Raw genomic sequence first — 13,208 nt, forward strand, 5'->3', positions numbered from 1 at the left:
TCTCACGGTGTTTTGGGTGAAAATACTACCACAACTGCTTGATTTGGAAGTAAGAATAGGTGGGGATGGCTTCTATGACGCCATTGGCAAAAAAGGAGTAGCCGAAAAGCTCTACATAGTCGCCGGGTTGAAGGGTGACGATGCTTGAGCCGTTTAAACACCAGGCATGGTTGGAATAGGAGACGATGCTGCTGAGTACTTTATGGAGTTCACCATTGATTCGGATTTCTAGATGCAGTCCGTTGGGTGAAGTGGTTGGACTTTTAATGCGTGCCGAGCCGATGATTAAGTAGTCGCCTGGTGCTTTTGCTACAAAGCGGCTTTGGCTTTTATCGAATTCTTGGAGGGCGTCATGGGTGGTTTGATTGAAATTAATTTTGGTGAAGGTATCTGCTGCGGTTAGGGTTTGATCGGCGGACATGGTGGCGGTTAGGTTGGTTCCTGTTTTGGCTGGGGTGAGTAACAGGTTGGAGCTCGTAAGGGTGTAGCCGGAGATTGCAGGGGATTTCACGGAGCCAGAGGGCGAGGTAATAACTGCTTTTACCCGCAAATCTGCATAAAGTGGGTTCTTAAAGGAATGTTTGCGCCCAAGGGTTGCTGATTCCCAAGTAGCGCCGCCGTCGTTGGACAGATACCAGTCAATCGAGCCTTCTTGAAGGGTTTGGTCAGCGGTAAGCGAGGCATGGGCAATGGGAGATACGGAAGGGAGCTTGGTGCTTACAAACTCTTGGATGACTTCCCCTGAAAGACTACCTGTAATTACACGATAACCATACAGTTCGGGAGAGAGGTTTTCAGTAGGTGAGTCTAATCTGGCTCGTAGAAGTAGGGAAGTAGAGGGGGTTTGGAATGTAATCTCTTCGCCGGGAATAGCATTTCTCCACTCTAGTCCGTTGTTGTTTGTTACCTCTAAAGTAACGGTAGCTTTGGATGCCCCAAAACTGTATTCGTCAATGGCTTGGTTTGTTTCGTATCTAGAAGTTAACGATAACGAACGAAGAACTCCGTTACTATCTTTAAAGGGAAAATGTTTTCCGGCGTAGGTAGAGACCATTACAGAAAAATCGACGACGGATAAATCGGCACCTTTGAATGTGGCGAGGTAAAATTTGTTTAGCTCTACATTTGAGGAGTACACAAAATGGTAATTTGAACCGTCAGCAACTAGTCTGGAAACCCAATTTGCGTTAATGTTTGCGACTAAATTGGTTTGAGCAAGTGTTTCAGGGTGAAGAGAATAGAGTTTAACTGTGTAGGATGTCGTTGCGCTCGTATAAATCGTTTGTATAGCGATGTATCTATCTAGATCCGAGTCGTACATCATGTCCAATGAGCCGTCATGTCCCCCGCCCACAGTTATGTTTACATTTCGAACAATGCGAAATGCACTATCAAGTAGGATTACTTTGAATGCATTTGAATTTATTACAGCTACAGCAATTTGATTTCTTAAAGGGTCATAGGTTGAGTGTAAGTAACTCGTAGTCCCAGAACTAAGGATATTAGTCAAATCCTTAACTAAAGAACCATCACTGTTAAAAACGTGAAATCGTGTAAAGGCGTCAACTGAATGAAATACCCAAATTCTGTTTTGACTATCTACCGTTAATGAAGTTGCGAGTACCGTATATGCTCCTAAATAAAAGGGGTACCAATCCTTGAATGTTGTACCGTCGCTATTCACGCTACCAATAACACCGTCTAAGGATGCGTGTGAGATGGAGAACCAAACACGATTGTTGTAGTCGACAACATAATCGATCGATTGAAAAGGAAGAGTATGAGTATTTCCCGTAAATGGCAAGATGGTTCCTTCAAAAGCCAGGCTACCATCAGGATTTGTTACTTTTGCATAAATACCCTTACCATTGACAAGCGCTACCTTCCAAGTCCGATTCGTGCGGTCTGTAAAGCCCATCGGTTGTGAAAAGACACTTCCGGAATAAGAAAAGCGAGTTGCTTTTGAGAATGCGTATGCACTAGGTTCGTTAACTACAGCGTTAATGGTTACTTTACTTGTGTTAGGGATGGTAATCGGCTTGGCATAAAAAATACCGTTTTTAATCCCAGCTGAATTCTTGATCAGACGGTTGGTTTTATCTACTGTGACGCCTAAAGAATTCGATGCGTCAAAATAGTCTGTGGTACTGAAGTCTTCAGTGAAGTCAGGGGTAACCGTAGGAGTTACTCTTCCCCTTACAACTCCAGCTGTTGTCTTTTCAGAGTCGACATAAGTTAATGTATCAAATTCTTCAGAGAAGGTGCTGGAGACAGTACTTCTGTGCATTTCAAGTTCTTCTACTCGATTTGCAAGAGTGGGATCAGATGCAGCGATTGGGACTACACTTTCACCTGTTCCGACAAAAAGCTCATGGGTATCGGTTGTAAAAAGAGGCTCCCCCGCTGATGCAGCGGAGGGGAGATTTGCTTTTAGACCGCGTTTGAGTTTGATTGGTAGTGTCATGAAAATCCTCCATTTCCTTTCCTTTAGTATGGCAGTCGCGGCTTGTATGAGCTAATCTGTCCTACTCATAGTAGTAACCCCACGCATTGAGCTCTGCATTCCCTGTGATGATTGCTTTTACGACGAGTTGTGTTCCGACGGGTTGGCTGGAAATATCCGTTAACATTTGTGCAGGAACGTCTGACCAAGTGTTTCCACCATCTCGAGATGCCTGGTATTTGATGCTTCCACCATTAACCGTCTCATCTCCGACAATCACAATTTTATTTGGCGGAGTAGAAGTGTTCTCAGGTTTTGATTGTAGATGATTTTGGTCTACGGCCTTTTGTAATCGTAATTCTTGTATTTGGGTTACTCCAGACCCGTATTGAGAGGAGGTAGAGTAAAATTGATAGTATTGATAAGGTTTGATGTTCTCAGTAGGAATGGTAAATTCATTACCTTCATACCGAGTCCAAACATAACCGGAGACGGAATGGAGTGTATCCCAAGTCGTATTATTATTGGAGCCTTGCAATTGCCAGCTAGTAGGAGCGTATTTTGCGCCTCCAGATAAAAGATATCGGTCGACAATCTGAGCGGGATTATCCAGAAAGATTTTGATCCAATGATGTCCACCGGCAGTTGTACTCCAGCCACTTGCAACGTTGCGGTCGAACATGTGAAACACAGCTCCACCAGTAACACTGTCTGCACTCACAATAAAAGGGGCGGGGGCATCGTTAGCAGTCATTGGCGGTACAATATCTACGATTCCAGTCGTAAATTTTTTTTGAGTATGGTCATAGACAGCTTGGCTATTCGGGATATCTACTCCAGATAAATCTGTGAAAGTATCGATAACCATGTTTTTTAATCCATATTTTGTTGCATTCATGTAAGTGATTAGCTGGAAATTTGTTTTTAGTAGATTCGTTTCAAGATCGATGACTCGTTGAGGGAGGTTGGAGTCTGCTATGGAGGGGTTCAATAATAAATTGGCACTTGTTACAGTGAAATCTCGGATAGACGGGGTGCTTGATTCACTAGCTGGAGAATGGAGAGTCGCACGGACTCGCAGATCACTGTTGATTGGATTGGCAAATTCGACTTCTTGACCCAACTCAGCAGATTGCCAAGACCCGCCACCATTGTTGCTTACTTCCCAGAGGATTTCTCCGCCATCGAGAATTTGATTGGCAGTAAGTGTAACACGAGAAATAGGGGTAACGGATGGTAAGGTTGATGAAGTATACGTTTGTGTGATTTCTCCTGCCGTTCCGCCTAATGAAATACGATAACTTCTAATTGTGGGGGAAATCCCGTAATTTGGTGACTGCATCTTTATCTTCATGATTAACTTGTCTGTTTTATTAGGAAGGGTGAGCTCCTCACCGAGGGATAGGGGGAACCACGATGCACCGTCAGGGGAAATCTGGAAAGTTACAGAGGTAGGTACAGTATCGTAACGAAACATTTTTATCAGGCTATAGTTGCTTGAAGAATACTCGGTCGAATTTAAGACAATAGTTAATCTTCCTTCTTCATCAATACAGCCAGATACTCTTGTAGTATTGGTCCCGCTTTGAATGAGTGTGTCCGGTTCCACTACTGATAAAGTAGCGAGATCAATAGAGATAAGACGGGTAGAACCAACCGTTTGTTGATGATAAAACACCCGCATAATTTTGTCTTGTAACACAAATCCAATCGGTAAAGAATGATCGATGGCCATGAATCCTGTCAAAGAAAAAGTGGTGGATGCTCCTGTTGACAAGTTTAGGCGGTGTACAACGGGAGCATTGTTATCAACGCATAAGATAGTTGTAATACCTGTTGATTCACAATGGGTTGCGTTTAACCATTTATTTGCTGCTTTACCGATCGAAGAGAAATGGGTCGGGTTTGTTCCATCATAATTTAATCGAAGAGCTCTTACCGTGTTACTGCTGTAACCTCGCATAATGAAACAAACATAGCCTTTTGTACGATCTTCTACCATTACAGCATTGTCAACTGTCGTAGATGGGGTAAAAGCTTGTGAAGTAGTAGGGATGAAAAAGGTACCATCTGGATTAAAGCACCCGTAATAGAGATTAGTTGAATACCCCCACGAGTACCAGATTCGGTTGTTTTTATCGACATGGAGTTTTAAAAATGGAGTGTAGGAGTTAATGGTGGTGTTTCCTTTTACTGAAATGGGAGTTAAAAAGGGTTGAAAATCAGGCTTAATTGAAATGATTAACCCTGGCATGCTTGTTAAGGCTGCTGCTATCCAGACATTGTTGTTATGATCAACTACTGCATTCGTAATGCTAGTGGCTACATAGTAACCAGTTCCACTGTACGAATGCAAATACCCTTCAAAGGCAACGGAATCGTCTGGATTGGTTACAACCGCATAAATTCCTTCACGGTAAACAGAACTGATAACCCAAGTCCTGTTTAAACGGTCAACTAAAATAGTTGGTTCTAGGTGAGATTCTTTTGACGCCCTTTCCCCGGTTACTTTTTTGGTAGAGATGACGCCTAATGCGTTAGGAAGCGTATAGTCTGATTGAACAGTAAGTTTATCCACTTCTACTACTGGCAGAGCAGAAGACACAACGACTCCTTCAAGGGTGTTGCTCAGTCTAACCAATCCGTTTTCAGTGTCGAAGGTAACTCCGTAGGAATTGATTTGATCAACAGCGCTCAAATCTGTGAAATTCTCTGTAATGGAGGGAATTTTAGAGGTGCGTACACCGTTGGTTGAATACCATGCAGTAGTTTTCTCAATGTCAACTTTTGGTGAAGCAAATGTTTCCGTATAGGTCCGAGATATAGAACTGCGATATTTCTCTAGTTTGCCCACTCTTTCCACCAGAGTTGGATCGGTTCCAATAGCTGAGATCCCATCACCTGTGCCGATAAATAATTCTTTTGTATCTGTGGTGAAAAGGGGTTCCCCCGCTGATGCAGCGGAGGGGAGATTCGCTTTTAGACCGCGTTTTAGTTTGATTGGTAGTGTCATTAGAATGTACCTCCATCTACCTCATTGATCGTGGAGCTACTGCTACCGCTAGAGCCTACGTTTATTTTGTAATCTCCATCTGAGAGTAAAAGGACTCGCAGATTGGTATTTCGGTTATACCCGTATTTGTAATCGACTCCGGGCATCGCCATGTCCCAGGAATCTAGTAAGTCTACATCCATGGTAAGAGAGTCTAGACTTGTTTCATCAGTGGATGATGACTGTTCGAAGTAGAATGCGAATCGCAAGTTTCTCGCTTGGCCAATCTTTTCGTCCCATTCAGAGATGCTGTTGAAATCGTCTATTGTCATTGCTTTTGCTTTGAAATCACTGTTGTTAGTAACATCAACTGTTGTCCACGAGCCGTCATTTTGTTTTGCTTCCCATGTTGTTCCACTGTCTGTACTTATTGCAATCCTTAGGACGCCTTTCTCTGTACCTGATAAGGTTAAAGAGTTGATTTTTGATGTGTTGAGAAAGCTTACATCATTTTTCATTTTTACGATCCTTGGTACAGGAACTCCAGTAAGGTGAGCAACCGTGGGTTCTCTTTTAGGTTTCGAAACAAGGATTTTGATGTTGGATTTGTCTATTAAAGCGTTCAAGTATGGGGCGCATGTAGAGAGGTCGAGCATGCCTTTATTTAGAAACATATCGTCTGTGGGGGGAGTAGTACCAACGGTTTCCCAGCCGGAAGAAGTGTACGTTTTAATATCTGTGCCGTCTAGTATGAGGAATCTATTATTGTCTACTGACTCAATTAGAAGAACCGGACGGAAGCCGCGGCCAGGAGTTGTAAGATCTGTTGAACCAGATGTCCAGTTTTTGAGACCGTTATAACCTCGTATCACGCGGGCCTTAGAATTGGATTGATCAGTAGTACTAGTCCATGAACCGTGATTTACATTATTCCAGATTTGGTCATCGGTAATGTATTTATCCCATTCGTTGTCTTTATCTGAAGCACTGATACCGCCTGTTGGCAACCGTAACACCATTGCGTGTTCGGGAGCAGTGAACAATTGAACAGAATAAAATCCATTGTAGTATAGTCCATTCCAAACATGTCTTTCCAATGTTTTGATTCGATACCTTGTATAGTCCTTAGTATTATTGAATGTGAAAGATTTTTTGCTATCATGCCAGCTAGTTAATTCTTCACCACTATGAAGTATATCCCAAGTGAACCCATCATTAGAAGCTTCTAAGACCCATCGCTTTGGACTATATTTAGCATGCAGATAATAAGAGGTTATTTTTGTCGGAGTTGAGTATATGATGCTTAAAATAGATTCCGTTATTTCAGTTGCAGAAGTGCTTGTCCAATAGGTTATGTCTGATCCGTCAAAAGCTTTCCAAGCATTATAACTTATCTGATCATACTCTGTTGATGCAGAGACTACGCATGCTGAAGACGAATACCCAGACAAGAAGGGAATAGTGTGCATCGCGGTTATCGGAAGCCCACTTCCGCTTGCAATCCCATACCTATTTATGACATCCCATGACAGATTTTGAATATTGCGGTCAGCCAAGAGAAGCTTGTCACCTTTATGATCTGTGCCAAGCATGATGAAGTATCCGTCGCCGTTCGAAGTATTATTGGAAGCAGGAATTACAGGAAGAAATTCTCCTAATTCTTTTCCAATAGATAACGTTCCAAAGATACCAGCAGATGCTAGATAGTTAAAACGAATTCGTTTTCCAACAGTTAAATCTCTAGTATTTGTCACTTCATCTGGATACAAAAGTCTGCCACTAGCATCAATATCAATAGAGTCAAAGTCATTACTATAGGTATTATCATTTAAAAATGACATTACCACTTCATGCCTTTTATTTTCTAATCCTGTTTTTTCATAGGCAAAAATTTGGGTATTATCCCCGTATTGAGCTGTAGCATAAGTTTCACTAACACCATCAATTGTCACTACGCATGATCTGTGGTTTGAATATGTCCGATGTATGAAACGTATCTTAGTTCCAGTGAAGTGGAAACTAACTGTTGCAGCAATATCGGGTGTGTATTTATTAGTGGCGGCCGCAGTCCATCCAGTTCCAGTAAATTTGATTGCTGGATGGGTATCATCATATCTTTTCCACCCTTGAGCTGGGGCAGTTAATTGAACGCCGATAGGAAATTCAATAGACCCTGTATCATCAATATCAATTGCATCAATTCCAAGATAATCTGTCCCAGAATTCAATTTCAGCTCAACACGGTGCTTGCCTTTAGACAATCCCATTTTTTCAAATACGATGACTTGTGGGGTATTTGAAGCACTTCTTTCACTAAATGTATGTGCGACCCCATCAATCGTGATCTTCGCATCTGCCGTGAAATTGTTCCAGAAAAAAGATATGATACGGATTTTTGTTCCTACAAAGTCAAATGTTGCCGTGTCTCCTGCTGTTGAAGTGTAGGTATCTGTTAATTCATAACTACCAGCATATCCTGTTCTTTTCGCCCATGTTCCATTATACGCAATAGACGGATAAGTGTTATCATATCGCTTCCATCCGACCTCTGGTGCAGTTAATTGATCTCCAACTGTAGCCATGTATTACACCTCCCTATATTCAAACACTGGTCGAAAACCTTGAGAAGTGCCATTGTAAATCGTTCCCCAACTGGATTCAGACCAATCAAGAATTGTACCGTTTCTATGGATGCGTTCAATATTACTCGATAGATTAGGAGTTCCTGCGCTGGGTTTAGTCATCCCAATGACGGGTGTATCCTGACACCAATTCACAGTTGTTGTTTGATGATTAAATACATCACCAATTCCTTTTCCTTGCTGAATTTTATCTTGCGGAAAGTTTAAAATATACTTATCCCATTCATTATTGGTGGGCCAAGCGTTGTATCCCTGATTCGTCAAAGCACGGTCTCCATTTGCATCTGCATAAGCAACTCCGCCTGTTAAGCTCCGCATAATACCTGCCACTTCATACATTCGGATGTCTCCAATGCGGACATAAGTATTGGAGCCTACTCTGTCTGTAACATGGACCCTATATTTTTTGTAAGGAGTGTTGTTATCAATGATAATTTCAATTTTGTCTGTCCAAGTATTATTTGACCTCCGATCTAGCACATCCCAGTTGACTCCATCATTGGTGCCTTCAAAAGTCCAGTCCCTTGGTCTTCCTCCGTCTCCAGATGTATAGGAAAGAATATCATATCTCTTTACTATTTTTGGTTCAGGGAATTCATAAGCGATCCATTCTGGTGATGTAATTGTTGGAATACCTGTAGAATACCAGTAATTTGTTGTGTCCCCGTTAAAAGCATACCAAGGGTAATTAGTTGTTCCACTACTTGCGCTTGCTACTCCACTAGGAGTTGCATCTCCTGTCATTACAGGAATGATATTTCCGTTATCCCAAGGGCGCCCTTGGATAAATCCCCCTGTATTTACAGCTTCCCAAGAAATGGAGTGGTTTACAACTCGGTCGCCTATTAACAGTCCTTTATCTACTTTAATAAAATAAAATGTTCCACCATTTCCACTGGTTGGTGTTGCTGTCATTCCTATCACTGGAATTTCGCCACGAGTTGCTGTGCCAAGTAAGCTAAGACTTCCAGTTGAACCTGCTTTATTTTGCCAATATTCACAAATGATATAATCACCAATCTGCATGTCTGAAACATTTGTTCTTTTTTGTCCGGTTGTTGCTGGAATGGGCATTTTTTCACCTCAACAATTCATTGAACTTTTCGTAGTACTAACTTGATCTCTAATCGCAGTCATATTCAATTCAACTTGATTTTCTCTATATACGAAAATTGATTTACATCAAGGGGGAATGAGTACACACTATTACCAGATGGGAGGACTACGTCTTCTGTTAATTCAATTGAGTAGTCGGTTTTAAGCCTTAACGTACCATCCAGTTCCATATAATTATCATGCACAAAGTTAGATTCCTCGTTACTAGAAAAGGATGCAATCTCGAGAGAGTAATTGTGTTCACCGGGGGCAAATTTCAAAACTTCGATAGGGGGTAATTTGAAGTCAGAAGTGTAGGGGATGGTGATATTTACTTCTGAGGGAGAAGTAGGAGAGGCGGTAACCCCATACTTTTCTACTTGAATCATTGGAACAGCGTTGCCAGGTACGTTACCTCCAGTGCTACCGCCTACCGTATCTGTATAAGTGGGGAGAGTGTCTTTGTCATACCAAATGCAGCCAATGCTGTTGAGGACTGCTTTATCACTAAGGTTGGCGCGTATGACAAGAGAATTACCTGGTAGGAAAGTGCTTAAGTCAACCAGCTGATTCAAAGGAACACCAGCTGTGAACGTGGTTCCTCCATCGAGTGACAAATCAATACTGAGATTGCCCTCATACTCTGCATCCAGCACAAGATGGGTCGGAGCTTTTGCCAATGGAATCGGCTTGGAAACCATTACAGGATTTTCATCAGATGCTTGCAGTATTTGTACTTCAGTGACGGTCATATATGAACTTTTATTCCAGACAGTTACTTTGACTTCATTAATGAGGTAGCCCAAGTTGACAGGGTAGTGCCATGAACCGTCACCATGTACTCCTTTATCGTTCTTTGAAGCGAGATTAATTCTTGGCGTAACTGCTTCCCATTTACTTGTTGATGGATTTTTGACGAAAATTTGATGATCGCAATAATCGTGTCCGTTTTGTCCTAAACTACCATTCATCCAAAGAATGATTTTATATATTTCTACAGGTGTTACCCATTTCATGAATAAGTCAGCAGTTGTACCGTTTTGAAGCCAGTAATCAGTATATCCACCTGGTGTTGCAATAGCATTATCGTCAGCGATTTTTTCAACGGCATAGGTTGGGGTCGCACTATTTGATTTGTAAGGTCTAAAGCTAGTGCTACTATTATACCAGTCTCCAGAAGATGAAGCGGTTTGAACATCCAGATCCTTCCAGTTGAAAGGTACCCCAGCAGTTTTAGTAAACTGTCCATTTCGTATTTGAAATGCTTCTGACTTAGAGACATCGACTCCAGATGAATCTACAAATGCATCTGCATACAAATTATGCCGAACCGACGCTCCCTGATTCATACCTTCTAAAGTGCGATAAGCATTACGCAAAATATTCGTAGCGGCAACAACGTCAACTAACGGTTTGGTGCTGCTACGATCCCCGCCTCCCCCTTCTTTACCTGGCATCTCAACAAGCATGCTATCGTCATACCAAGTAAATCCTAACGATTTCAAACTGCCTGTAGCTGGAATGTTAGCTCGTAATTGGAGGTTTGTACCTTTTAGTGAAGAGGTATCGAGCAGCTTGTTTAAATCGATGTTGTGTACCCAAGTTATTCCATCAAGGGTCAGATCGAAGGTGACCGCGTCAGTATACTCCGCAGTTGTAATAATCTTATTTGGAGAGCTGCCAACATTAACTGCCTTAGTGACTAGGGTAACAGCGTCAATAATTTCATAGAATTTAATCTCGTGCCAGCCGGCATAAATTATCGGGTTTGTACTACGATAACTGCGAAGCTTGGCCAGGCGGTAATAGCGGTATGCAGAGGTATTCGTAAAGCTGTGTTCTAACTCTGAACCTGTGTTTGCATGAGATCCTACGTATAAATCTGTCCAATTCGTATTGTCTTGTGAACCTTGCAGAGTAAACGTGGCAAGACCGTATTGCCCACTTGAGATTCCAAGAGCTCGGATTGCGAGCTTAGTAATAATTTTAGGGACGAAAAAGTCAATTTGCCACCAATGACCTTCTGCCGGAGGAGTCGCTCCATCTGAATAATAGGAATCAGTTACATTTCCGTTGATTCCCTTCCATCCAGGGTAACCAGACGTTTCACTAGACGAGGTTACGTGATAAGGGGCAGGTTCAGTTGGACTGGACATGATGATGTTTGTATCATGAAGTCCGGGTGAGACAGTACCATTTATAATGGCAAAAGAAGATGACTTTTCGATATCAATTCCTGAGGAATCACTAAATACATCAACATACATGTTGTTTTGACGATAGGCGGGTCTGTTATGTGTTTCCGCATCACGGAAGGTATTCAGCAAAATATTGATTGGGGTCTGTAAATCAAAGGAGCTGCTTGAGGCTCCCCCATTGTTTCCCCCGCCACCCCCAGAACCAATTTTTCCCTGCATATCATCCAACCGAGCTTTTAGACTGGGAAAGGTCCTCCCATCCCGATCCCTGCGTGCAGCGACCACCTCGGCGTTCGGGTTAGACGATACATCGCTTTGCAGCTTCAAAATGGCTTGGTCCTGCTGTGCGTTTTTTTGCTCGACTTGCGAAAGACGGAGATCTTGTGTCTGATTTTTCGCTTCTGCCGCACTGACGGTTGACGATAACGTATTCAGCCCCGCTTGAAAGGTAGAAACAGCACCTTTCACGGTATCAAGCTGACGATCCTGTTCATCGTCTTTGTCTTTTAGCTCACGGAATTTATCCTGTAAGCTCGGTTTATTCCCTCTGGCATCATCCAGCTCCTGGAGGTAGGAGTCGATTTCGGCGTGGGTACGTTTACCCTTGTTGGCTAACTCATTATGATCCAGGACGACTTCGGTGCCTGTTCGGGTGATTCTGACCGACATACATTCAGCTCCTTTTCGATTTATTTGGTATAAACGGCGGACAAATTGAGACCAAAATGGACATGCGTCGTTTTATCTACGAGTGCTGGATCGGTTTCACGGGAAATCCGCGTCCAGAAAACTTGTTCATTCCCTGCGGCGGTATCCGGCAGGGTGAAAGAATCGCCCCACGTACCAGGCACGCCATTTTTGTCTGTAGCGACATCTATTAGCCGCTTGTACTGATCGGTACCTGCATAGGAGGTGAGGACCCCTTGGATACTCGTAAAAGTCCCATGATGCATCGTATTTCGGGCGATCATTTTCACTTCCCTATATTGGCCTTGGAGCATATGACCGAGAAACTCCTCCGTGTTGTCTTGGAGGTGGACCTCATTTCCTTCGCCATCGATAAAAAAGAGGGTAAGAGAGGGAGAAAAGTCGTATTCGTCTCCGCCCCACATTTCCATCTGGTCGCTGGAGCTAATCGTTGTTTTTCCGTCTGCTTCCGCAAAACGGAGGGAGCCAGTGAAAGGAATAGGATACTGGATCATGTCAAATTGAATGGAGGTTTGGCTTGTCCGACACGTTTTGGAGTCGACAACGGCTCCTGTGGAATCGAGCAGCTCCACCCGTGTGCCGGGGGAGAGGTTTGAGACAGTGAGAGTGGGGAGGGAGAAAACGCGGACGTGTTCCATATCCAGATAGTCGTCTGTAGCGCTGCTACTGAGAAAGATACCGATTTTGGGAGCGAGGCGATTGAATTCCTCCGAACCGATGATGTGCCAGATGGCTCCGTCCTCGGACCAATAAGCGGTGTAGGTATTGTAGTCGCGTATTAATCGAAGCCAGGGGAAGGTTTTCGCAGTGCCTTGCGATGCATCGTAGTATTCTTCGACGTGGAAAAAGTCATTGTGGTTAATGAAGACAGTCAATCCGCCTGTACTTCCGGAAGCTTTCGGATTGTATGAATTTTTCATATCGAGGACGAATTGTTTCACGGGTGTAAGTGTGTCTAAAAAGAGTTGAAGCGGCTCGGCTCCGCCTTTTAAACGGAGCGAGCCTGGTGCGTCTGATAGCGACCACCTTGAAGAATCATTTGGTGTCATGTTCCACTTAGAATCGAGGGTAAGAGAATCGAAAGAATCCTCGAAGAGAAACCCCGATTTACGCCGAGAAACTACACTCAT

6 protein-coding genes are annotated in these 13,208 nt (G+C 43.0%); all 6 read right to left on the reverse strand.

Features of this window, described 5'->3' with window-relative positions:
• Positions 1 to 25: 25 nt before the first annotated feature.
• The 6 genes from C7R94_RS24945 to C7R94_RS24970 all read right to left on the reverse strand — a co-directional run bounded on the left by C7R94_RS24945 (position 26) and on the right by C7R94_RS24970 (position 13,208).
• Positions 26 to 2,464 (reverse strand): hyaluronate lyase N-terminal domain-containing protein, encoded by a 2,439-nt coding sequence (locus tag C7R94_RS24945; RefSeq protein ID WP_106785386.1) that lies wholly within the window; start codon positions 2,462 to 2,464, stop codon positions 26 to 28.
• Positions 2,465 to 2,525: 61 nt separating this feature from the next.
• Positions 2,526 to 5,456 (reverse strand): hyaluronate lyase N-terminal domain-containing protein, encoded by a 2,931-nt coding sequence (locus C7R94_RS24950; RefSeq protein WP_106785387.1) that lies wholly within the window; start codon positions 5,454 to 5,456, stop codon positions 2,526 to 2,528.
• Complete coding sequence (locus C7R94_RS24955) at positions 5,456 to 8,017, reverse strand: hypothetical protein (protein WP_106785388.1); 2,562 nt, start codon at positions 8,015 to 8,017, stop codon at positions 5,456 to 5,458. The genes C7R94_RS24950 and C7R94_RS24955 overlap by 1 nt, the downstream gene beginning before the upstream one ends.
• A gap of 3 nt (positions 8,018 to 8,020) precedes the next feature.
• The gene (locus C7R94_RS24960) at positions 8,021 to 9,151 is read right to left on the reverse strand and encodes a discoidin domain-containing protein (RefSeq protein WP_106785389.1); all 1,131 of its coding nucleotides are present in this window, start codon (positions 9,149 to 9,151) and stop codon (positions 8,021 to 8,023) included.
• 65 nt (positions 9,152 to 9,216) lie between these two features.
• Positions 9,217 to 12,039, reverse strand: a complete 2,823-nt coding sequence (locus tag C7R94_RS24965) for a discoidin domain-containing protein (RefSeq protein ID WP_106785390.1) — start codon at positions 12,037 to 12,039, stop codon at positions 9,217 to 9,219.
• A 20-nt stretch (positions 12,040 to 12,059) separates the two neighbouring features.
• On the reverse strand, positions 12,060 to 13,208 hold the full coding sequence (locus C7R94_RS24970) for a beta-xylosidase family glycoside hydrolase (protein ID WP_106785391.1): 1,149 nt from the start codon (positions 13,206 to 13,208) through the stop codon (positions 12,060 to 12,062).

The sequence above is a fragment of the Brevibacillus sp. NRRL NRS-603 genome, from assembly GCF_003013445.1.
GTDB classification, from domain to species: Bacteria; Bacillota; Bacilli; order Brevibacillales; family Brevibacillaceae; genus Brevibacillus; species Brevibacillus formosus.